Raw genomic sequence first — 19,766 nt, forward strand, 5'->3', positions numbered from 1 at the left:
GCGTACGGGCGGGGGCTGGTGGCGGGCGAGGACCCGGTCCCGGTCCTGGCGGAGCTGCTGCCGGAGCCGGTCGGCCACGTGCTGCTGCAGGGCGACCTGACCGCGGTCGCCCCGGGGCCGCTGGAGCCCGCGCTGGCCCGCACGCTGGCCGTCGTCGCGACCGTGGAGTCGCACGGCGGGGCGACGGTCTACCGGTTCACCAAGGAGTCGGTGCGCCGGGCGATGGACCGCGGCTGGACCGCCACCGAGATCCACGCCTTCCTCACCGCGGCGTCGCGCACCCCGGTCCCGCAGGCGCTGACCTACCTGGTCGACGACACCGCGCGTACGTTCGGGACCGTGCGGGTCGGCTTCGCCGCCGCCTATCTCCGCAGCGACGACGAGGCCGCGCTGGCCGAGCTGCTGGCTCACCCGGCGGCCGAGTCCCTGGGTCTGCGCCGGCTGGCGCCGACGGTGGTCGTCAGCACGGTCGCGCTCGACTCGCTCCTCCCCCGGCTCCGCGAGCTCGGCCTGGCTCCGGTCGTCGAGGCGCCCGACGGGTCGGTCCACGTGGCGCGTCCGGACGCCAGACGCGCCAAGACCCGCAACGCTCAGCGCCCGGCAGGTGCCCAGGAGGCTCACCTCGCCGCGCGCGCCGCCGCGGTGGCGACGAGGATCAAGGCGGGCGACGAGACGGCGGCGTCCCGCCCGGCGCCACCCGCCCCAGCGTCCGCCGAGCCGGCCTCGACCATGGCGGTCCTCCACGAGGCCATCGACGCCAAGGAGCAGGTGGTGATCTCCTACGTCGACGGCCGCGGGGTCGCCGCCGAGGCGCGCGTCGAGCCGCTGGGGCTCGACGGCGGTTCGCTCACCGCCCGGGTCGAGGACGACGTACGGTCCTTCGCGCTCTCCCGCGTTCGAGGTGTGCGACCGGCGCAACCGTAGGCTGGTGCGGTGAACGACGGCCCCCTGATCGTCCAGTCGGACAAGACGCTCCTGCTCGAGATCGACCATGCCCGGGCATGCGAGTGCCGCAAGGCGATCGCGCCGTTCGCCGAGCTGGAGCGCTCGCCGGAGCACATCCACACCTACCGCCTCACCCCGCTGGGGCTGTGGAACGCACGCGCCGCCGGCCACGATGCCGAGCAGGTGGTGGACACGCTGCTGGAGTTCTCGCGCTATCCCGTCCCTCACTCCCTCCTGGTCGACGTCGCCGAGACGATGGCGCGCTACGGCCGGCTGCGGCTCGAGAAGAACCCGGCCAACGGACTGGTGCTGGTCTCCTCCGACCGCGCGGTGCTGGAGGAGGTCGTCCGGGCGAAGAAGGTCGCCGGGATGCTGGGCGAGCGGCTCGACGAGGACACCGTCGTCGTCCACCCCTCCGAGCGCGGCAACCTCAAGCAGGCGCTGCTCAAGCTCGGCTGGCCGGCCGAGGACTACGCGGGCTACGTCGACGGTGAGGCGCACCCGATCGCGCTCGACACCACCGACTGGAACCTCCGTCCCTACCAGTCGGAGGCGGCCGAGTCGTTCTGGCACGGCGGCTCCGGGGTCGTCGTGCTCCCGTGCGGCGCCGGCAAGACGCTGGTGGGCGCTGCCGCCATGGCGCACGCCCAGGCGACCACGCTGATCCTCGTCACCAACACCGTCTCCGCGCGCCAGTGGAAGGACGAGCTCGTACGCCGCACCTCACTGACCCCCGACGAGATCGGCGAATACTCGGGCTCGGTCAAGGAGATCCGGCCGGTCACGATCGCCACCTACCAGGTGCTGACCACGCGCCGGAAGGGCGCCTACCCGCACCTGGAGCTGCTCGATGCCCGCGACTGGGGGCTGGTGGTCTACGACGAGGTGCACCTCCTTCCCGCTCCGATCTTCCGGATGACCGCCGACCTGCAGGCGCGCCGCCGGCTCGGCCTGACCGCCACGCTGGTGCGTGAGGACGGGCGCGAGGGTGACGTGTTCTCCCTGATCGGGCCCAAGCGCTACGACGCTCCCTGGAAGGACATCGAGGCGCAGGGCTGGATCGCTCCGGCCGACTGCGTCGAGGTGCGGGTGACGCTGCCCGCCGACGAGCGGCTCGTCTATGCCACCGGCGAGCCGGACGAGCGCTACCGGATCGCCTCGTGCACGCACCACAAGATCGACGTGGTCAAGGAGATCGTCGCCTCCCACGCCGGCAAGCCGACGCTCGTGATCGGGCAGTATCTCGAGCAGCTCGACGAGATCGCCGCCGCGCTCGACGCCCCGGTGATCGAGGGCAAGACGTCGGTCAAGGAGCGTCAGCGCCTCTTCGACGCCTTCCGCTCCGGCGACATCGACCTGCTGGTCGTCTCCAAGGTCGCCAACTTCTCCATCGACCTGCCCTCGGCGGAGGTCGCGATCCAGGTCTCCGGCGCCTTTGGCTCCCGCCAGGAGGAGGCCCAGCGGCTCGGCCGGCTGCTTCGGCCCGGCGACGGCAACAAGACCGCGCACTTCTTCACGATCGTCTCCCGCGACACCATCGACGCCGACTTCGCCCAGAACCGCCAGCGCTTCCTGGCCGAGCAGGGCTATGCGTACCGGATCGTCGATGCCGACTCCCTCGACGATCTCCCCTCCTGATCGCATCTCAGCCCAGCGCCACGACGCGCAGCTGATGGGGTGGCGGACAGCTCGCGACCCACAGGTCCCGGCACTCCTGGCAGAGCAGATAGGTGTGGGTGCAGCGGTCGTCGGGACAGAGCACGGTCACGGCGTACGCCGCGGCCTCGCCACAAGGCTCCGCGTCGCTGTCCGGACTGCCGCAGCTGCACTCACAGGCAGGCGGTTCGCCGAGCTCCTCCTCGAGCTGCTCGATCTCCTCATCGATGGTCGTGCTGATGGTCATGACATCTCCTCCGTCTGGATCGGATGTCGTCCTCGTCACCACCTAAGCAGAGGGCACCGACATTTCTGCCTCGTGGATCGTGGTCTCGAACCCGAGATCGGATCGCGAGCCGCCGACCGGGCTCAGCCGCACCACGATGCCGGTCGCGACGTCCAGCGCGACGTCGTACGCCTCCGGGTAGACCGTCCCCGCCGGCGGCTCCCAGCCCGGGGCGCCGTCGCCGTACTCGAACCAGTCGCTGACCCGCGACCACAGCAGCGGGCAGCAGCCGCACCGCGGCTCATACCCCTTCCCTGGCACGGCCCGCGCCCACCAGGTCTCCCGGCCGCCGAGCGCCTCCGAGCGCAGGTCGCTCAAGGTCACGTCCTCCGACAGCTCCTCCGGGTCGAGCATCGACACGAACACGTAGTTGTCCCACATCGGGTCGTCGATGTCGTGGGTGTAGGCCCGCGGTCGGCTCGCCACGAGGCCGTCGGCGCGCAGGACCGGCTCCGGAGGAGTGCTCGCCTCCTCCCGGACGACGCGTTCGCCGCGGGCGTCGCGGACCCGCAGTCGTCCGGGCCGGCTCAGCCAGCACTCGACGTCCCCGTCCGCCCCCGTCGGCCAGGTGAAGTGGAGCGTGCTGAAGCGCCACGGCGACGACCGGGCGAGCGCGCGGAAGGTGTCCTCGCTCAGCTCAGCTCCCATCCGACCCACCCTCGTCCAGCCAGCGGCCGTCGCGCATCAAGTGACGGCCCTCCAGCTCGTTCTCCTCACGCCAGGCCTGCACCTTCGTCGGCCTGACCCGGATCAGGCTGTCGGCCCACCGGCTCGGGTCGCCGCCCTGCTTGGCCGCATAGATGTCGAGCACCTCCTTCGGCGTCCCGTCCATCGGCAAGACCTCGGCACGACCGTCGATGATCACCACGTCGCGCAGCTCGCCCAGCCCCAGGCGCACCGCGGGAGAGGCGGAGAGGTTCCGCTGCGTCCGCGCCCCGCCCATGCTCGCGATCCAGATCTCGCCCTCCCACCACACGAACGAGATCGGCACCAGCCAGGGCTGGTCGTCGTGCGCCGACGCGATCCAGAGATCGACGTCGTTCTCCAGACGGGCACGGGTGTCGGCGAGTCTCTGGTCGAGGGAGCGAGGGGCAGCCATGGCCGCACCCTAGTCGCCGACCGAGCGGGCGACCTACGGCTTTCCGGAGGGTTCTGGAGGGTCCTGGAGGAGGATGGGCGCATGGAGACCTGGGAGTTCGAGGCCGAGCTGTGGCCATGGAAGGGCGAGACCGATGCCTGGATCTTCGTGACCGCGCCGCCCGAGGTCACCGAGGAGATCCGGGAGGCGTCGATCGCGACCGGCCCGCCCCGCGGCTTCGGGTCGGTGCGGGTCGAGGCCCGGATCGGCACCACCATCTGGAGGACCTCGGTCTTCCCGGGCCAGGACGGCTATGCGCTGCCGATCAAGAAGGCCGTACGCCGCAAGGAGGACCTCCAGGTCGGCGACCGCGCCCTCGTCTCGATCACCCTCGTCTGAAACCCGGTGGCGCCGGACCGGCCGGCCGGAGCACGATGGAAGGCGTGACCCGCGCGACCTGGCAGCCCCGACCCGACGACGCCGAGACCCTGAGACGGTTCTTCGGCAAGGACGGGCGGCTGCTGACGATCCCGTCGAAGCACGTCAAGAAGCTGGTCGTGCTCAACCAGCTCGCGCAGTCCTTCGAGCTCGGCCACGTCTACCCCGAGCGCGAGGTCAACGAGATCCTGGGCCGGTTCCACGACGACGTCGCCGCGCTGCGCCGCTACCTCTACGAGGAAGGGTTCATGATGCGCGAGGGCGGCTACTACTGGCGCTCCGGCGGCAGCGTCGACATCTGACCCGCCACCACCGACCGGATCGGGCATGATTCGCCCCATGACGATGCCGGACCAGTCGGGCCAGCCAACGCCCGGACAGCCGCCCGTGGGGTGGATCGACCTGACGATCCAGGGCAGCCACATGACCTCGAACCTGATCGTGCCGACGGTGCTGCTCAACGGCCACCAGATGCCGACCCAGTACGGCCGCAACGTCTTCCCGGTGCCGCCGGGACACTGGAACGTCGACATGTACACCCAGTGGACCTGGAAGTTCGGCAAGGCGTCGCTGAGCTTCGACGTCGCCGAGGGCCAGACCGTCCCGGTCTTCTACGCCGCGCCGGCCACCACGTTCCAGAAGGGCGCGATCGGGCACGTCAAGCAGAAGAAGCCGGGCGTGCTCGCGCTGGTCGCCGTGCTGGTGGTCGTGGTTCTCGTCATCGCCGGCATCATTGCGCTGACGGTCTGACGATCCAGCGACCTGACGGCCCGAAAAGAGTGTCGGTGCTCACCGATACCGTCAGCACTGTGACCACCACCGAATCGCGCGGCCGAAGCGAAGCCCGGGGCAACCGACGGGGCTACGCGGTCCTCGACGTCGAGACGACCGGGCTCGACCCCTACCGCGACCGCGTGATCCAGGTGGCGATCCGGCAGATCTCCGCCGACGGCAAACCCGAGTCGGAGTGGGAGACGCTGGTCAACCCGGGCGCCGGCGTCGACCCGGGGCCGGTCGAGGTCCACGGTCTGACCAGTGCCGACCTGGCCGGCGCCCCACCGTTCCGCGACGTCGCCGCGACGATCGCCCAGCGCCTCGCCGGACGGGTCTTCGTGGCCCACAACGCGCCGTTCGACTGGGCCTTCGTGGCCGTGGAGTCCGACCGCGCCGGCGTACGGCTCGAGGTCCTGGACTGGTTGTGCACGATGCGGTTCGCGAAGGCGCTCGCCCTGGACGTGCCCGACAAGTCGTTGGCCACCATCGCCGCCTACTACGCGGTGGAGCAGATGAAGGCCCACGACGCCGGCGACGACACCCGGGTGGCCGCCGAGATCCTGCTGCGGGAGCTGGCCGACGCCGACCGAGTCGGCCTCACGCTGCCGCTGGTCGCGTGCAACAGCACGCGACACCGGCTGAAGCGGACCGTGCGCCGCTGGTTCAGCCGCTTCGCGCCACCGGCTCGCTGAGAGATCGTCCCACCAGCCGGGACATTTCCCGGAGATATGCAACCGGATGGGCCGGTTCGGGCATCAGTATGTCGTCGGCCCGATCTAACCTCGAAGGGCCATGGTCCGGAGCGAGGCGAAGAAGATGGTCAGACGAGGAATCACCGCGGGAGCGCTGGTGGCCCTGCTGGCAACCACGTTCGCGGCATGCGCCACGGAGCCGGCGGCCGCGCCGGCACCCGAGACCGCCTCGCCGGCCGCCGCCTCCCCCTCGGCGAGCGACTCCCCGAGCGCCACGCCGACACCGAGCCCCAGCGCGAAGCCGAAGCCCAAGCCGAAGCCGTCCCCCACCTCGGGCCCGCGACTGTTCGGCAAGGGCGACAGCGGCGACGACGTACGTGACCTGCAGGCGCGCCTGAAGCAGATCGGATGGTTCAACGCGGGCGTGACCGGGTTCTACGGCAACGTCACCACCGAGGCCGTCTCCGGGTTCCAGGCCAAGCGCGGCATCGCGGTCACCGGCTTCGTGGACCAGACGACCCTCGACCGGCTGTACGCGATGACCCGCGAGCCGACCGAGGCCGAGCTGACCAACGCGCCGCCGCCGGTCCCCGAGGGCAAGCTCGATCCGCGCTGCCTGACCGGCCGGGTGATGTGCATCGACAAGTCGACCTCGGTGCTGCGCTGGGTCGTCGGCGGCACCGTGCAGATGAGCGTCGAGGTGCGATTCGGCTCGCAGGAGCTGCCGACCCGCGAGGGCCAGTTCTCCGTCTTCGCCAAGAGCCGCGACCACGTCTCCTCCATCTACAAGACCCCGATGCCGTTCGCGATGTTCTTCTCCGGTGGCCAGGCGGTCCACTACTCCCCCGACTTCGCCGCCAACGGCTACAACGGCGCCTCCCACGGCTGTGTGAACGTACGCGACTACGGTGCCATCACCTCCCTCTACGACCAGGTGAACATCGGCGACGGGGTCGTCGTCTACTGGTCCTGAGGACCGCCACGGACCGCGGTCCGGCCCTCGGGCACGATTGAGGAGGCGTACCTCGCGCGCCTTAGGCTTGAGCCATGAAGGCGCTGCTCCTGGAGAACATCCATCCCGTCGCTGTCGAGAACCTCGAGAAGGCCGGATTCGAGGTCGAGCTGCGGAGCAAGTCCCTCTCCGAGGACGAGCTGGTGGAGGCCCTTCCGGGCGTGACCCTGCTCGGTATCCGCTCCAACACCCACATCACCCCGCGGGTGCTCGACGCGGCCACCGACCTCAAGGCGATCGGCTGCTTCTGCATCGGCACCAACCAGGTCGACCTGGTCACCGCCGCCGAGCGCGGCGTCGCCGTCTTCAACGCGCCCTACTCCAACACCCGCTCGGTCGTCGAGCTGGTCATCGGCTACATCATCTCCCTGGCCCGGCGGCTGCCGGAGAAGACCGAGAAGATGCACGCCGGCGTCTGGGACAAGTCCGCGAAGGGCTCCCACGAGGTCCGCGGCCGCACGCTCGGCATCATCGGCTACGGCAACATCGGCACCCAGCTGTCCAACGTCGCCGAGGCGCTGGGCATGTACGTCATCTTCTACGACATCGCCGACCGGCTGGCCCACGGCAACGCGCGCCGGATGAAGTCGCTCGACGCGCTCCTGGAGGAGGCCGACGTGGTCTCCATCCACATCGACGGACGCCCGGGCAACCTGGGCATGTTCGGCGAGGAGCAGTTCGCCAAGATGAAGCCGCGGAGCCTGTTCATCAACGCCGCGCGTGGCTTCCTCGTCGACAACGACGCGCTGCGCAAGCACATCGAGTCCGGCCACATCGCCGGTGCCGCGCTCGACGTCTTCCCGATCGAGCCCAAGGCCCAGGGCGACCCCTTCGAGAGCCCGCTGCAGGGTCTCGACAACGTCATCCTGACCCCCCATGTGGGCGGCTCCACGCAGGAGGCACAGGAGGAGATCGGCTGGTTCGTCTCCGGCAAGCTGCGCGACTTCATCCGCTCCGGATCCACCGCGCTCAGCGTCAACCTGCCGGCCGTCCAGCCGCCGCCGCTGGGTGCGGGCGCGCGCCTCGCGCTGCTCCACGACAGCGTCCCGGGCGTGCTCGCCGAGCTCAACGCCCTGCTCGCCTCCGAGGGCGTCAACGTGACCGGTCAGTACCTCGCCACCGCCGGCGAGACCGGCTTCGTGGTCACCGACGCGACCAGCGTGCCGCCGACGACCCTGGACAAGATCGCGGGCAACCCGCACACCAGGTGGGTGCGCGCCTACCACGCGTGACGCTAGCGTTCTGGCCCATGGACCTCCCCCGACATTGGCCGCTGCCAGAGGCGACCGACCTTCTCGGTGAGCTTCTGGCGGCGTACGACGAGCCGACCCGCCGCTACCACGACCGCCGGCACCTCTCCGAGGTGCTGGACCGGATCGAGGAGCTGCAGGAGGAGGGGGAGCGCTTCGACCCGCTGACGGTCACCCTGGCGGCCTTCTTCCACGACTCCGTCTACGACGGGGAGCGGGACGCCGAGGAGCGCTCGGCGAGCTGGGCCGAGGACGCCCTGGCCGCTCACCTGGACGCGGACACGGTGGCCGAGGTCGCCCGCCTGGTGCGGCTGACCGAGACCCACGACCCGGAGCCGGACGACCACAGCGGCCGGGTGCTCTCCGACGCCGATCTGGCGATCCTGGCGGCTCCCGCGGAGCGCTACGCGGAGTACTCCGCGACCGTCCGCGAGGAGTACAAGCACCTCTCCGACGAGGAGTTCCGCGTCGGCCGAGCCCAGGTCCTGGAACGGCTGCTGGAGAAGGAGTCGCTCTTCTCGACCCCCTTCGCCAGGATCAGCTGGGAGGCCGCCGCGCGGGCCAACATCGCGGCCGAGCTGGAGGCGCTCAACTCATACCTGTCACCCGATCGATAACAATTCGTTCGATACCCCGCAGGGGTGACAGAATCCGTCGGTGAGCTTCCAGACGTACGCCGAGCTGTGGCGGATTCCCGACGTTCGCCGCATCCTCGTGCTGGGTCTGTTCCTGCGGATCCCGATGCCGGCGTCCTCGGTCATCGTCACCCTTCACGTGGTCGGCCCGCTGGACCGCTCCTACGCCGAGGCCGGCCTGGTCTCGACGGTGCTCGCGATCGCGATGGCGATCTCCGCGCCCTGGCTCGGCCGTCTCCTCGACCGCCTCGGCCTGCGGCGTACGCTCCTGCTGCCGCTGGCGATCCTCCCGATCGCCTGGTCGATCGCTCCCTGGGTCGGCTACCTTCCGCTGATCGCCCTGATCGCGGTCGCAGGTCTCTTCACCGTGCCGTCCTGGTCGATCGTGCGCCAGGTGGTGCTTCGCTCGGTCCAGCCAGGGCAGCGCACCGCGGCGCTCAGCGCCGACGCGATCATGACCGAGATGGCCTTCATGGTCGGCCCGGTGATCGGCGTGCTCAGCGCCAGCTACCTCGGCACCTCCTGGGCGCTGCTGGTGACCCAGTGGCTCGGGATCGCCGCGGCCGTCGTGCTGTGGCTGCTCAACCCGAGCATCACCGAGGGAGAGCCGACCGTGCCGAGCGACGCGGCCCCCAGCGACCTCAGTGTCCCGGCTCGCCGCTTCGCACTCCCGTCCTGGGTCAGCCCCGGCGTCGTACTCCTCCTCGCCGGCACCTTCACCGCCTCGCTCATCCTCATCGCCGAGGACCTCGGCACCGTGGCCGCGATGCGCGACTTCGACCGCACCACCCTCCTCGGCCTGGTGATGGCGATCTGGGCCCTCGGCTCGCTGGTCGGCGCGCTCGTCTACGGTGCGCTCAACCGCCACCCGTCCGCGGCGGTGATGCTCGTGCTGCTGGGTGCGACCACGGTGCTGACCGCGTTCGCCTGGGGCCCGATCTCGTTCGCCGCGCTGCTCCTGCTCAGCGGCTTCTTCTGCGCGCCGACGCTCACCGCCGCGCTGGAGGCGATCACCAGCCGCGTCCCCTCGACCGTACGCGGCGAGGTGATGGGCTGGCACGGCTCGGCGATCACGCTGGGCAGCGCCGTCGGCGCGCCGACCGCCGGGTTCGCCATCGACCTGGTCGGCTGGCAGGGCGGGTTCATCCTCGGCGGCGGGCTCGGCCTGCTGATCGCGGCGGCCATCTGGCTCACCGTGCGCCGGATGTCGAAGCCCTCGGCGGAGGCGTCGCCGACGCCGGGTGAGAAGTTCGCCGCCTAACGGCGCTTGCGGCGGCGCAGGCCGGCCGCGATGAGCGCGGAGACCAGGACCCGCGAGGTCACCTCGACGGCACCGGCGGCGACCATGTCGTCGTACGCCTCAGCCGGCACGTCGTAGTGGTCCCGGTCGAACCCGCGGGCCGGGATCCCCATCCGGCTCGCGAACGCGTGCAGCTCCTCGTAGGAGGTGTCGCTGGCCAGGTGCGACCACATCCGGCCGCGGCTGGGGACGTTCGGCGGGTCGATCAGAATCACAAAGAGGATTGTCCGCGATCGCCACGAGTTGGCGCAGGCGACTCTTGACCGGTGGGCAAGAATGGTCGGTGATGAACACGACAGTGCTGTTCGAGGCTCGGGCGAGGGTGCTCCACGACCTCGATGCCCGCGGACTCGCCGGCGCCGCCGCCGTCTCCGCCCTCGAGGACGCGATGACCGAGCGCGGCTGGTGGGTGGAGCAGTGGCCCGAGGGCAAGGCGTACGTCGCGGGCCTGGTCGCCCAGGACGTCCAGGACCTGCTCTTCGACGGTGAGGCCTCGGCGCGCTGGCCGGTGTGCACGACGTGTCCACCCGAGGCTCCGGTGCACTCGCTCCACATCACCCCCGACCTGGGCGGCCCGGACCCGATCTGGGTCTGCGAGGAGAGCGGCGACGTGATCGCACCCCTCGGTGACCTCTGAGCCGACCGCGTCAGGACGGGCCGAGCTGCAGGTGCAGCGCGTAGCGGTCCGCGCGATAGACGGAGCGGCACACCTCGACGTAGCGGTCCCCCGCGACCGACTTCCGCTGCCGGCGGAGCACGGGCACGCCGACCGAGAGCCCGAGCAGGGTGGCCTCCTCGATGTTGGCCACGTCCGCGCGGAACGTGTCGTCGACCCAGGACGGCCGCATGTGCCGGGTGGCCAGCTCGGCGTAGAGGCTGGTCGGCGTGGTGCGCTCGAGCATCCCGGGCACGATCGTCTCGTCGAGGTAGACGTCCTCGATGCAGATCGGCACCCCGTCGCCACGGCGCAACCGACGCCAGTGGACGACGGCCGCCCCCTCCTTGATCGCCAGCGCCCGGGCGATGGTGGGGCCGGCCTTCTCGCGGCCGAGCAGCAGCGTCTCGGAGGAGGCCTGCATCCCGCGGCGAGCCATCTCCTCGCTGAACCCGAGCACCGGGCTCTGCGCGCGCCGCGGGCGGGCCACGAACGTCCCGCGGCCAGGGATCCGGACCAGCAGACCCTCGGCGACGAGCGCGTCGAGCGCCTGCCGCACGGTCGCGCGGGCGACGCTGAACTTCTGGACCAGCTCGCGCTCCGAGGGCGCGGACGCACCGGGACTCTCGCCGATGACCAGCTCCCGGACGTACTCCCTGATCTGGACGTGCTTGAGCGACCGCTCACCCTCGACCGACCGGACCATGAGGTGAGCGTAGGTGTACACCTCGCGTACGTCCCGAGTTTCGTCAAGTTGTGACATTGCAGCGAGATGAGGCAGACCAACTGCAACGAAACACGATGGCCGGTTTTCGCTAGAACACTTGTTCGATAGCGAGGTATGCTGCGAGGGTGGACTTTCAGGGAACCCTCTTCGCCCCCACAGCCGACGAGACCACCGAGCCGGCCTACGAGCGGATCCATCTGGACCGCGGAGCCTGGGTGGACATCGCCCGCGGCTGGCTGCCCGATCCCGACGACGTCTTCGCGACGCTGGTCCACGACGTCCCGTGGCGCGAGGAACGCCGGCAGATGTACGACCGCGTTGTCGACGTGCCGCGACTGCTCCACACCTACGGCCAGGGCGAGCCGCTCCCCCACCCGCGGCTCGCCGAGGCCCGCGGCCGGCTCACCGCCCACTACCTGCCCGAGCTGGGCGAGCCGTTCGTGACCGCCGGCTGCTGCTACTACCGCAACGGCAACGACTCGGTCGCCTGGCACGGCGACAAGATCGGCCGCGGGCGCACCGACGACACGATGGTCGCGATCGTCTCCGTCGGTGACCCGCGCCGTCTCGCGCTGCGCCCCCACGGCGGCGGCAAGGGCATGAGCATCGAGATGGGCCACGGCGACCTCGTCGTCATGGGCGGCTCCTGCCAGCGCACCTGGGAGCACGCGATCCCCAAGGTCTCCTCCGCCGGCCCCCGGATCTCGGTGCAGTTCCGCCCCCGCAACGTCTTCTGACCCCGGGCCTGCCGTCGCTCAGGCCCCCGCGACACCGTCCATGATGTTGTCGACCAGAGCCGTGGCGAACTCTGGGGTGACGGGCTCGTCAGGGATGAGCAGTCGGTGATAGACCGATCCCCAGAGCTGGTCGACGAGAACTCGTACGTCGACGTCGGGCCGGATCTGGCTGGCCTCCTGAGCCCGGGTGAGGCGTTCCACGGCCAGACGGCGGCGCTCGGTCGAGTAGAGCGCCCGATAGGAGGCCGCGAGCTCGGCGTCGGTCTGCGCCTCCCCGATCAGCTGGAGAAGCGCAGAACCGCCGGCCGTCTCGGTCATCAGGGCGACGAAGGCATGCAGCTGACTGACGAGGTCGGCCCGGATGTCGCCGGTGTCAGGGAAGGCCAGGGTGTCCTCGACAGCATGGAAGTATCCGTCGAGAGCGAGCGCACCCCGAGACGGCCACCACTTGTAGAGCGTGGTCTTGCTGACGCCTGCGAGCCGGGCGATCCGGTCGAAGGTGAGGTCGGCGATGCCCTCCTCGAGAAGCAGCTGCCCCGTGGTGCTGAGGATGTCGGCCCGGACCTCGTCGGCAGGCCGACGCCCTCGTCCCCGGCGCGGCGGAACGTCCTCGGCGGTCATGATCCGCCCCCTTCTGATGTGATCGGTGAGCCAGTGTATGAGGAGTCAGCGGCGCGATGGCTCACCGAGCGACAGCGAGAAGATCGGCGAGTCCCACGCGCCCGAGAAACTCGCGGCGGACACGGTCGGCCACCTCCGACACCTCCTCCGAGCCGTCGTCCGCCGGGTCGATGTGGACCCGGAACGGACGCTCCCCGGCCGGGAGAGACACGATCCGAGCGATCTCGTCGGAGACCATCGACGCGTCCGCGTCTGCCGGGGCCAGCGCGGCGAGCTTCTCGGCGACCTGCCCCATGAGCCCGGCATAGCGCGTCTCGTACGCCGCCTCGACGGCGGTGTCGGCGGGCCGTCCGGAGTGCGCGAAATGATTCGTGCCACTGGTGAACGAGCCCGGCACGATGATCGACGTCTCCACACCCCAGCGGGCCAGCTCGCCGGCATAGGAGACCGCGAGGGAATCCATGCCGGCCTTGGCGGCGAAGTACGGGGCGAGGTAGGGCGGCGTGCCGCCCTTCACCGAGGAGCTCGACACCCACATCACCAGACCGGCGCCACGGGCCCGCATGCCCGGCAGCACCGCCCGGTTCACACGCTGGGTCGAGAGCACGTTGACGTCGTACAGCTCGGCCAGCTGCTCAGGGGTGAACGCTTCGGTCGGGCCGACGACCATGTGGCCGGCGTTGTGGATGAGGACGTCGATGCGGCCGTGGTCGGCCTCGACCTGGGCGATGGCGGCGTCGACCGAGTCCTGGGAGTTGACGTCGAGCTCGATCGCCCGGAGGTCGACCCCGTGCTCGACCGAGTAGTCGGCCGCAGCCTGCACCGCCGAGGCGTTGCGGCCGCCGGTCTCGCGCATCCCGGCGTAGACGGTCTGCCCGGTCCGCGCGAGCGCCCGTGCGGTCAGGGCACCGAAGCCGCTCGAGGCTCCGGTGATGACGACGATCTGGTTCATGGCGATGTCCTTCCTGCTCTCTCCGACCGGCTCAGACCATGCCGCCGTTGGCGTACACGACCTGGCCGTTGATCCACCGGCACGGGCCCGCGAGGAAGGCGACCACCTCGGCGATGTCGTCAGGCGTGCCCAGCCGGTGCAGCGGGTTCATGTTGGCCATCCGCTCGATGGTCTCCTCGTCCTTGCCCTCGAGGAACAGCGGCGTGGCGACCGGGCCGGGCGCGACCGCGTTGACGGTGATGTCGCGACCCGCGAGCTCCTTGGCCAGCACCATGGTGAGCGCGTCGACAGCGCCCTTGGACGCGGTGTAGGCGGCGTATCCGGGCAGCGCGACCTTCTTGACCGAGGTCGAGAAGTTGATGACGGCGCCGCCGTCGCGGACCTGGTTCGCGGCGAGCTGCGAGACGACGAAGGTGCCGCGGATGTTGGTGCGGTGCATCCGGTCGAGTACGTCCAGGTCCAGCGACGCGACCGGGCTCAGCGCCATGATCCCGGCGGTGTTGACGACGACGTCGATGCCGCCGAACGATTCGGTGGTGGCCTCGAAGGCCGCAGCCATCGCGACCTCGTCCGCGACGTCACCGCCGACAGCGATCGCCTGGCCGCCTGCCGCGGTGATCTCCGCGACGAGCCCTTCGGCGCGGCCGGCGTTGCCGGCGTAGTGGACAGCGACCGCGAAGCCGTCGCGGACCAGGCGCTCGACGACAGCCGTGCCGATGCCTCCCGAACCGCCGGTGACGAGCGCGACACGAGTGTTGGTGGTGGTCATGATGCTCTCCTTCAGGAGTCGATGTGAACGATGTGTCCATATAACCACAGATATGAACGTCTTGTCCACATACGTTTTCGCGCGGCCACCGGTCGGGCGGCTCACGGAACCGGCTGTGGAGTGGGCCCCAGATGCGTTCCGTACGCTGGTAGGAAAGGATGGGACCGACAGCCGACGCCTCTGGAGCCGCCTTGACCACCACCGCACCAACCCTCGCCCCGCCTTCCGCCGAGGAGATCGCCAGGGCGAAGGAGATCGTCGGGCGGGTCAGCACCGCCTTCAGCAGCCGTGTGGTCGGCCAGGAGCGGCTCAGGACGGCACTGCTGATCGCGCTCCTGTCCGAGGGGCACGTGCTGCTCGAGAGCGTGCCCGGGCTGGCCAAGACGCTTGCCGCGAGCACGCTGAGCCAGACGGTGAAGGCGAAGTTCTCCCGCATCCAGTGCACGCCCGACCTGCTGCCGAGCGACATCATCGGCACCCAGGTCTACGACCAGCGCAACCATGAGTTCGAGACCCAGCTCGGCCCGGTTCATGCCAACTTCGTGCTGCTCGACGAGATCAACCGGAGCTCCGCCAAGACCCAGAGCGCCATGCTCGAGGCGATGCAGGAGCGCCAGACGTCGATCGCCGGCCACATCCACCCGCTGCCGCGCCCGTTCATGGTGCTGGCCACCCAGAACCCGATCGAGGAGGAGGGCACCTACGTCCTCCCCCACGCCCAGATGGACCGGTTCCTGCTCAAGGAGATCGTCAACTACCCCAGCGACGGCGAGGAGCTCATCGTCCTGGAGCGGATCGAGGCCGGCACGCTCGGCCCCGACCACGAGGAGACCCGCCCCGTCGCCGACCCCGACGACGTGATCTGGCTCCAGGAGCTGACCAAGCGGGTCTACGTCGACCCGGCGATCAAGCGCTACATCGTTGCCCTCGTCCAGGCCACCCGCAACGCCCACCAGCTGCTCGGGCCGGAGACCGGCTCCTACGTCGAGATCGGTGCCTCCCCGCGTGCCTCGATCGCGTTCCTGCAGGCGTCGCGTGCCGCCGCGCTGCTGCTCGGCCGTTCCTACGTCACCCCGGAGGACGTGCGCGAGCTGCGCCACAGCATCCTGCGCCACCGGCTCCACCTCAGCTTCGAGGCGCTGGCCGAGAAGGTCCAGCCGGAGATGCTGGTCGACGCGCTGGTCCGCGCTGTCCCCAGCCCCTGAGCCGATCCCCTGACCCGAGCACCGACATGGCGACGTACCTCCCCCGGATCCGCACACGGCTGATGATCCATGCCCACCGCAAGGTCGTGGGACTGCTCGACGGGGAGTACGCGTCCCTCCAGACCGGGCGCTCCATGGACTTCCACGACCTGCGGGAGTACGTCCCCGGCGACGATGTGAAGGACATCGACTGGAAGGCGACGGCCCGGTCCCGGAGCCTGCTGGTCAAGCGGTTCACCGCCGAGCGCCAGCATCTGGTGCTGCTGGCAATCTCCACCGGCCGGAGCATGGCGGCCCAGGCGACCGGCACCACCACCAAGCGCGACCTGGGGATCTTCACCGCCGGCCTGGTGGGGTGGCTGGGGGTCAGGCACGGCGACAAGGTCGCGGTCGCCTACGGCGACTCGGAGACCCAGCGGCTCACCAAGCCCGCCGACACCGAGGTCGCGCTCGAGCGGGCGCTGGGGCAGGCCCACGACGCGATCACCCCCGACGCCGCCGAGGCCGACATCGTCGCGGTGCTGCGTCACGTCGCCACCAACGTACGCCGCCGGGCGATCCTGCTCGTCGTCACCGACGAGCACGCGGTCAGCGACGACATGGCCGCGGTCCTGCGCCGCCTCACCGTCCAGCACGAGGTGCTGGTCGCGGGCATCGACGACCTCGATCCCACGACCGCGGTGGCCGGCGGCGGGCCGACCGTCGACGTCGACACCGTCGCCGCGCTGCCCGGATGGCTCAGCGGGGACGCGGTCCTCCATGCGCAGTACGCCGAGCTGGCCGCAGCCGAGGAGCACGGGCTGCGCACCACGCTGGACCGCCTCGGCATCGCCTATCAGCGGGTCCGCGACGACGCCACCGCGATCGGCGCCGTCTTCCATCTCCTGGAGAGGCACCGTCATGCGCGCCGGTAGCGTCCCCGAGGAGTTCCAGCAGCCACTGGCCCACTCGGGCTGGTGGCTGGTGCTCGCGCTCGCGCTGCTCGCCGCGGTGGTGCTCTACTACCTCGCGGTCATCCTGCTGACCCGCAAGCGCCGGCCGGTCGTCGAGGTCGAGACGCCGTGGGTGCCCGAGCCGCGCGACCTGCGCGCCGAGTCCCTGGCTGAGATCGACCGGATCGAGCGCGCCGTGCACCGCGGGGACGTACCCGCGCGGGTCGGCCACCAGCACCTGAGCCGCACCGTACGCGACTACGTCGCCGAGGTCAGCCAGATCCCCGCCGACAAGATGGTCCTCGCCGACCTGAAGGCGACCGTACGCAGCGACCCCCGCACCCGTCCGCTGGCGATGGCCGTCGAGGTGATGTATCCGCCGGCGTTCGCCTCCGAGGAGGAGGGCAAGGCGGCCGAGCGCTTCCCCGAGGCGCTGGGCCGGGCCCGGCAGGTGGTGACGACATGGACCTGAGATGGCCCGTCCTAGGCGTGATCATGCTGGTCGTCACGGCCGTCGCCGTCGCCGCGATCGTCGTCCTCGCCGCCCGGGTGCACCGCCGCCCGGCCGACGCCGTGCTCGTCGCCCACACCGAGCGCCTGAAGCGGCTCCCCCGGTTCCGTGAGCTCGCGACCCAGCAGCGCTGGCTCTCCTGGTGGCAGACCGCGGGCATCGCGCTCGCGGTGATCGGCTGCATCTGGCTGATCGCCCGCCCGCAGGCCACCGACATCACCCAGAACCGCTACTCCACCCGCGACATCGTGCTCTGCCTGGACGCCTCGACCTCGATGTTCGACGAGGACACCCAGGTCACCCAGGCCTACTCCCAGCTCGTCGCCGGCCTCGACGGCGAGCGGGTCAGCCTGGTGCTGTGGAGCGACGCCGCCGTCACCGTCTTCCCGCTCACCGACGACTACGGCTGGGTGCAGGACGAGCTGTCACGGGCTGGCCGCGCCTTCGCCCTCGGCGACCAGGAGTACGTCGCGGGCACCTACCTCGGCAAGGAGCGCGCCTCCCTGATCAGCGACGGCATCGTGTCCTGCGTCAAGCGCTTCGATCTGTCCAACCCCGAGCGGGGCCGGGCGGTCATCGTCGCCTCCGACAACGACCCGCAGGGCGGCCCGCCGGTCTACACGCTGCCCGAGGCCGCCGAGTTCGCCAAGGAGCGCGACGTCCGGCTCTACGGCATCGGCTCCGCCGACCTCAGCTTCCAGGAGGACAAGCGCGCCACCTTCGAGAAGGCGATGACCGACACCGGCGGCACCTTCTCGCTCCTCGGTGACGACGGCTCCATCGAGTCCATCCTGGCCGGCATCGACCGGCTCTCCGCCGATGAGGTCGTCGAGCCGCCGAAGTACCAGGTCCGCGACGCCCCCGGCTGGCCGATCGCGACGATCGTCCTCGGCGTGCTCATGCTGATCGCCGGGTGGGTCTATGCCCTGGTCCGCTCCGGGAGGCTGTTCCGATGAGCGCCATGGGATGGCAGATCCTCACCCTCGTACGCCGCGGGCTGATCGTCCTGCTCACCGTCGTCGTCCTGGTGCGGCCGACCTGGGGCGCGGCGCCGACTGAGATGCGTACGGCCGATCTCGACATCCTCGTCGTGGTCGACCGGACCCGGTCGATGGTCGCCGAGGACGGCCCCGGAGGCGAGGCCCGGATGACCCAGCTCAAGAGGGACCTCAAGGCGCTCTCGGCTGCGCTGCCCTCGGTGCGGTTCGGGGCGATCACCTTCGGCGGCGAGGTCGTACGCACCGAGATGCCGTTCACCTACGACACCACGGCGTTCAACGCCTGGGTCGACGGGCTCTACGCCGAACGTGCCTTCGACGGCTCCGGCTCCATGGTCGACGCCCCGCGCGACCAGGTCATCGAGGCCCTGGAGCGCGACCAGGAGCGTTTCCCCGAACGGCGCCGGATCGTGGTGTTCGCCTCCGACGGGGAGAACACCCGCGAGGGCGTCGACCAGGAGTCGTTCGCCGAGGTCGACGACCTCTCGGCCGGCGGTGTCGTGCTCGGCTACGGCACCGAGGAGGGCGGCAGGATGCCGTGGGACGACGAGCGCCCCCAGGACGGCTACCTCAAGGACAGCGACGGCCAGGACGCCCGCTCCCGGATCGACCTGGCCAACCTGCGCGGGATCGCAGGTCAGATGGGCCTTCAGACGATTCGCCGCACGACGAAGGACCCCAAGGAGGTCGTCACCGAGGCCTCCACCTGGGACTCCGAGATGCTGACCGAGAAGACCTCCGCCGGCGGCGAGGTGTCCCGGGCCTGGATCTTCGGCTTCCCCCTGCTGGCACTCTTGCTGTGGGAGCTGTGGGGCCATCGCCGTCGCGCGCACGAGGCCGAGGAGGTGCTGTCGTGACCGTCACCGAGACACCTGTCGAGGCGACCGAGCCGCAGGGCCCCGTACGCACCGCCCGCGAGCAGGTGCGCCGCGCTTTCCTGCTGGCCGGGATCGTCCCGGTGGTCATCGGGCTGGCCTTCCTGATGAAGGTGGTCCTGATGGGTCACCACGACCGGGCCGGCCGCGACGCCTGGGACGTACGCGACGCCGCGACCGCGATGGAGCACTACTCCGCCAACCGCGAGCTCAACATCCTGCAGCCGTGGATCGCCCACTTCGACGCCGGCAACGCCGCCTTCCTCCTCGGCGAGAACGCCCGCGCGATCGCCTACTACGGCGAGGCGCTGGAGCGGGTGCCCGAGGACCACGAGTGCACCGTACGCATCAACATGTCGCTGACCCAGGAGGCGATCGGAGACCGCGCCCGCGACGCCGGAGACCAGCGCGGCGCGAAGGCGGCCTACGAGGAGGCGCTGGCCACGCTGAAGGAGGGCGACTGCCCCACCGACGCCGGCCAGGGCAAGGAGCAGTCCCAGCAGGGCGAGTCCGTCGAGGAGCGCCTGCAGGAGAAGCTGACCCCGAAGACGCCGATCAGACCCAACGAGCAGGACGACCCACCCGATCAGCCGCAGAACGAGGACAAGAAGGAGGACAAGCTCGACCAGCGCAACGGTGACGGCGAGAGCTACCGCCGCGACGACGCCGACCTCGACGACTACGGCGGGTTCAGCGACGAGCCGCAGTGGTGAGGCGT

26 protein-coding genes are annotated in these 19,766 nt (G+C 70.5%); 18 read left to right on the forward strand and 8 right to left on the reverse strand.

Annotation, left to right across the window (positions count from 1 at the left end):
• Both G5C66_RS11850 and G5C66_RS11855 read left to right on the forward strand, forming a co-directional pair.
• Positions 1 to 924 (forward strand): helicase-associated domain-containing protein (locus tag G5C66_RS11850; RefSeq protein WP_206444004.1); only part of this gene is annotated, 924 nt, incomplete at its 5' end.
• 9 nt (positions 925 to 933) lie between these two features.
• Complete coding sequence (locus tag G5C66_RS11855) at positions 934 to 2,583, forward strand: DNA repair helicase XPB (RefSeq protein WP_165111179.1); 1,650 nt, start codon at positions 934 to 936, stop codon at positions 2,581 to 2,583.
• Positions 2,584 to 2,590: 7 nt separating this feature from the next.
• Here G5C66_RS11855 and G5C66_RS11860 read toward each other — a convergent pair whose 3' ends face one another.
• Genes G5C66_RS11860 through G5C66_RS11870 form a run of 3 tightly spaced genes read right to left on the reverse strand, consistent with a single transcriptional unit; the run spans position 2,591 to position 3,986 of the window.
• Positions 2,591 to 2,848 (reverse strand): hypothetical protein, encoded by a 258-nt coding sequence (locus G5C66_RS11860; RefSeq protein WP_165111180.1) that lies wholly within the window; start codon positions 2,846 to 2,848, stop codon positions 2,591 to 2,593.
• A 42-nt stretch (positions 2,849 to 2,890) separates the two neighbouring features.
• The gene (locus tag G5C66_RS11865) at positions 2,891 to 3,535 is read right to left on the reverse strand and encodes a hypothetical protein (RefSeq protein WP_165111181.1); all 645 of its coding nucleotides are present in this window, start codon (positions 3,533 to 3,535) and stop codon (positions 2,891 to 2,893) included.
• Positions 3,525 to 3,986: a pyridoxamine 5'-phosphate oxidase family protein gene (locus G5C66_RS11870; protein ID WP_165111182.1), complete on the reverse strand. Its 462-nt coding sequence runs from the start codon at positions 3,984 to 3,986 to the stop codon at positions 3,525 to 3,527. Before G5C66_RS11870 ends, G5C66_RS11865 begins: the two co-directional genes overlap by 11 nt.
• Positions 3,987 to 4,067: 81 nt before the next feature.
• Here G5C66_RS11870 and G5C66_RS11875 point away from each other — a divergent pair, with 81 nt between their 5' ends.
• From G5C66_RS11875 to G5C66_RS11910, 8 genes are all read left to right on the forward strand, one after another.
• Positions 4,068 to 4,364, forward strand: a complete 297-nt coding sequence (locus tag G5C66_RS11875; protein WP_165111183.1) for a DUF1905 domain-containing protein — start codon at positions 4,068 to 4,070, stop codon at positions 4,362 to 4,364.
• Positions 4,365 to 4,399: 35 nt separating this feature from the next.
• Entirely contained in the window at positions 4,400 to 4,705 is a 306-nt protein-coding gene (locus G5C66_RS11880) for a DUF2087 domain-containing protein (protein ID WP_206444005.1), read from the forward strand.
• 37 nt (positions 4,706 to 4,742) lie between these two features.
• Positions 4,743 to 5,153 carry a hypothetical protein gene (locus tag G5C66_RS11885; RefSeq protein WP_165111185.1) on the forward strand — a complete coding sequence of 137 codons (411 nt, stop codon included), beginning with the start codon at positions 4,743 to 4,745 and terminating at the stop codon, positions 5,151 to 5,153.
• Positions 5,154 to 5,212: 59 nt separating this feature from the next.
• Complete coding sequence (locus G5C66_RS11890; protein WP_165111186.1) at positions 5,213 to 5,869, forward strand: exonuclease domain-containing protein; 657 nt, start codon at positions 5,213 to 5,215, stop codon at positions 5,867 to 5,869.
• A 124-nt stretch (positions 5,870 to 5,993) separates the two neighbouring features.
• Complete coding sequence (locus G5C66_RS11895) at positions 5,994 to 6,842, forward strand: L,D-transpeptidase family protein (protein ID WP_241248458.1); 849 nt, start codon at positions 5,994 to 5,996, stop codon at positions 6,840 to 6,842.
• Positions 6,843 to 6,916: 74 nt separating this feature from the next.
• Positions 6,917 to 8,113, forward strand: a complete 1,197-nt coding sequence (gene serA / locus G5C66_RS11900) for a phosphoglycerate dehydrogenase (protein ID WP_165111188.1) — start codon at positions 6,917 to 6,919, stop codon at positions 8,111 to 8,113.
• A gap of 17 nt (positions 8,114 to 8,130) precedes the next feature.
• The gene (locus G5C66_RS11905) at positions 8,131 to 8,748 is read left to right on the forward strand and encodes an HD domain-containing protein (RefSeq protein ID WP_206444006.1); all 618 of its coding nucleotides are present in this window, start codon (positions 8,131 to 8,133) and stop codon (positions 8,746 to 8,748) included.
• 40 nt (positions 8,749 to 8,788) lie between these two features.
• Positions 8,789 to 10,027, forward strand: coding sequence for an MFS transporter (locus G5C66_RS11910; protein ID WP_165111190.1), 1,239 nt, complete (start codon positions 8,789 to 8,791; stop codon positions 10,025 to 10,027).
• On the opposite strand, the gene G5C66_RS11915 is transcribed toward G5C66_RS11910, so the two are convergent.
• Positions 10,024 to 10,281, reverse strand: coding sequence for a DUF4031 domain-containing protein (locus G5C66_RS11915; protein ID WP_165111191.1), 258 nt, complete (start codon positions 10,279 to 10,281; stop codon positions 10,024 to 10,026). The genes G5C66_RS11910 and G5C66_RS11915 overlap by 4 nt on opposite strands.
• 71 nt (positions 10,282 to 10,352) lie before the next feature.
• On the opposite strand from G5C66_RS11915, the gene G5C66_RS11920 reads away from it, so the two are divergent.
• On the forward strand, positions 10,353 to 10,703 hold the full coding sequence (locus G5C66_RS11920; protein ID WP_165111192.1) for a hypothetical protein: 351 nt from the start codon (positions 10,353 to 10,355) through the stop codon (positions 10,701 to 10,703).
• A 10-nt stretch (positions 10,704 to 10,713) separates the two neighbouring features.
• Here the strand turns inward: G5C66_RS11920 and G5C66_RS11925 are convergent, their stop codons facing one another.
• A complete protein-coding gene (locus G5C66_RS11925; protein WP_206444007.1) occupies positions 10,714 to 11,427 on the reverse strand; it encodes a GntR family transcriptional regulator in 714 nt (237 codons plus the stop codon).
• A gap of 146 nt (positions 11,428 to 11,573) precedes the next feature.
• Between G5C66_RS11925 and G5C66_RS11930 the strand changes: the two genes are divergently transcribed.
• The gene (locus G5C66_RS11930) at positions 11,574 to 12,185 is read left to right on the forward strand and encodes an alpha-ketoglutarate-dependent dioxygenase AlkB (RefSeq protein ID WP_165111193.1); all 612 of its coding nucleotides are present in this window, start codon (positions 11,574 to 11,576) and stop codon (positions 12,183 to 12,185) included.
• 18 nt (positions 12,186 to 12,203) lie between these two features.
• Here G5C66_RS11930 and G5C66_RS11935 read toward each other — a convergent pair whose 3' ends face one another.
• The 3 genes from G5C66_RS11935 to G5C66_RS11945 form a co-directional block, all read right to left on the reverse strand.
• The gene (locus tag G5C66_RS11935) at positions 12,204 to 12,806 is read right to left on the reverse strand and encodes a TetR/AcrR family transcriptional regulator (RefSeq protein WP_165111194.1); all 603 of its coding nucleotides are present in this window, start codon (positions 12,804 to 12,806) and stop codon (positions 12,204 to 12,206) included.
• A 61-nt stretch (positions 12,807 to 12,867) separates the two neighbouring features.
• Entirely contained in the window at positions 12,868 to 13,758 is an 891-nt protein-coding gene (locus G5C66_RS11940; protein WP_165111195.1) for an SDR family oxidoreductase, read from the reverse strand.
• Between the two features lie 31 nt (positions 13,759 to 13,789).
• Complete coding sequence (locus G5C66_RS11945; protein WP_206444008.1) at positions 13,790 to 14,527, reverse strand: SDR family oxidoreductase; 738 nt, start codon at positions 14,525 to 14,527, stop codon at positions 13,790 to 13,792.
• Positions 14,528 to 14,718: 191 nt separating this feature from the next.
• Between G5C66_RS11945 and G5C66_RS11950 the strand changes: the two genes are divergently transcribed.
• From G5C66_RS11950 to G5C66_RS11975, 6 genes are read left to right on the forward strand one after another with little or no spacing between them, the layout of a single operon-like run.
• On the forward strand, positions 14,719 to 15,732 hold the full coding sequence (locus G5C66_RS11950) for an AAA family ATPase (protein ID WP_206444009.1): 1,014 nt from the start codon (positions 14,719 to 14,721) through the stop codon (positions 15,730 to 15,732).
• Between the two features lie 26 nt (positions 15,733 to 15,758).
• Complete coding sequence (locus G5C66_RS11955) at positions 15,759 to 16,646, forward strand: DUF58 domain-containing protein (protein ID WP_165111197.1); 888 nt, start codon at positions 15,759 to 15,761, stop codon at positions 16,644 to 16,646.
• Positions 16,633 to 17,136 carry a hypothetical protein gene (locus tag G5C66_RS11960; RefSeq protein ID WP_165111198.1) on the forward strand — a complete coding sequence of 168 codons (504 nt, stop codon included), beginning with the start codon at positions 16,633 to 16,635 and terminating at the stop codon, positions 17,134 to 17,136. Before G5C66_RS11955 ends, G5C66_RS11960 begins: the two co-directional genes overlap by 14 nt.
• Positions 17,127 to 18,131 (forward strand): vWA domain-containing protein, encoded by a 1,005-nt coding sequence (locus G5C66_RS11965; protein WP_165111199.1) that lies wholly within the window; start codon positions 17,127 to 17,129, stop codon positions 18,129 to 18,131. The genes G5C66_RS11960 and G5C66_RS11965 overlap by 10 nt, the downstream gene beginning before the upstream one ends.
• Positions 18,128 to 19,030, forward strand: coding sequence for a vWA domain-containing protein (locus G5C66_RS11970; protein WP_165111200.1), 903 nt, complete (start codon positions 18,128 to 18,130; stop codon positions 19,028 to 19,030). The genes G5C66_RS11965 and G5C66_RS11970 overlap by 4 nt, the downstream gene beginning before the upstream one ends.
• The gene (locus G5C66_RS11975; RefSeq protein ID WP_165111201.1) at positions 19,027 to 19,761 is read left to right on the forward strand and encodes a tetratricopeptide repeat protein; all 735 of its coding nucleotides are present in this window, start codon (positions 19,027 to 19,029) and stop codon (positions 19,759 to 19,761) included. The genes G5C66_RS11970 and G5C66_RS11975 overlap by 4 nt, the downstream gene beginning before the upstream one ends.
• Positions 19,762 to 19,766: the final 5 nt, after the last annotated feature.

This window comes from Nocardioides turkmenicus, assembly GCF_011045035.1.
Lineage (GTDB): Bacteria > Actinomycetota > Actinomycetes > Propionibacteriales > Nocardioidaceae > Nocardioides > Nocardioides turkmenicus.

Coding starts and splice junctions, on each gene's coding strand:
- G5C66_RS11870 (WP_165111182.1), bottom strand. CDS start 3,986: ATGGCTGCCCCTCGCTCCCTCGACCAGAGACTCGCCGACACCCGTGCC.
- G5C66_RS11860 (WP_165111180.1), bottom strand. CDS start 2,848: ATGACCATCAGCACGACCATCGATGAGGAGATCGAGCAGCTCGAGGAG.
- G5C66_RS11965 (WP_165111199.1), top strand. CDS start 17,127: ATGGACCTGAGATGGCCCGTCCTAGGCGTGATCATGCTGGTCGTCACG.
- G5C66_RS11945 (WP_206444008.1), bottom strand. CDS start 14,527: ATGACCACCACCAACACTCGTGTCGCGCTCGTCACCGGCGGTTCGGGA.
- G5C66_RS11940 (WP_165111195.1), bottom strand. CDS start 13,758: ATGAACCAGATCGTCGTCATCACCGGAGCCTCGAGCGGCTTCGGTGCC.
- G5C66_RS11885 (WP_165111185.1), top strand. CDS start 4,743: ATGACGATGCCGGACCAGTCGGGCCAGCCAACGCCCGGACAGCCGCCC.
- G5C66_RS11880 (WP_206444005.1), top strand. CDS start 4,400: ATGGAAGGCGTGACCCGCGCGACCTGGCAGCCCCGACCCGACGACGCC.
- G5C66_RS11865 (WP_165111181.1), bottom strand. CDS start 3,535: ATGGGAGCTGAGCTGAGCGAGGACACCTTCCGCGCGCTCGCCCGGTCG.
- serA (WP_165111188.1), top strand. CDS start 6,917: ATGAAGGCGCTGCTCCTGGAGAACATCCATCCCGTCGCTGTCGAGAAC.
- G5C66_RS11920 (WP_165111192.1), top strand. CDS start 10,353: ATGAACACGACAGTGCTGTTCGAGGCTCGGGCGAGGGTGCTCCACGAC.
- G5C66_RS11970 (WP_165111200.1), top strand. CDS start 18,128: ATGAGCGCCATGGGATGGCAGATCCTCACCCTCGTACGCCGCGGGCTG.
- G5C66_RS11935 (WP_165111194.1), bottom strand. CDS start 12,806: ATGACCGCCGAGGACGTTCCGCCGCGCCGGGGACGAGGGCGTCGGCCT.
- G5C66_RS11875 (WP_165111183.1), top strand. CDS start 4,068: ATGGAGACCTGGGAGTTCGAGGCCGAGCTGTGGCCATGGAAGGGCGAG.
- G5C66_RS11905 (WP_206444006.1), top strand. CDS start 8,131: ATGGACCTCCCCCGACATTGGCCGCTGCCAGAGGCGACCGACCTTCTC.
- G5C66_RS11955 (WP_165111197.1), top strand. CDS start 15,759: ATGGCGACGTACCTCCCCCGGATCCGCACACGGCTGATGATCCATGCC.
- G5C66_RS11895 (WP_241248458.1), top strand. CDS start 5,994: ATGGTCAGACGAGGAATCACCGCGGGAGCGCTGGTGGCCCTGCTGGCA.
- G5C66_RS11960 (WP_165111198.1), top strand. CDS start 16,633: ATGCGCGCCGGTAGCGTCCCCGAGGAGTTCCAGCAGCCACTGGCCCAC.
- G5C66_RS11925 (WP_206444007.1), bottom strand. CDS start 11,427: ATGGTCCGGTCGGTCGAGGGTGAGCGGTCGCTCAAGCACGTCCAGATC.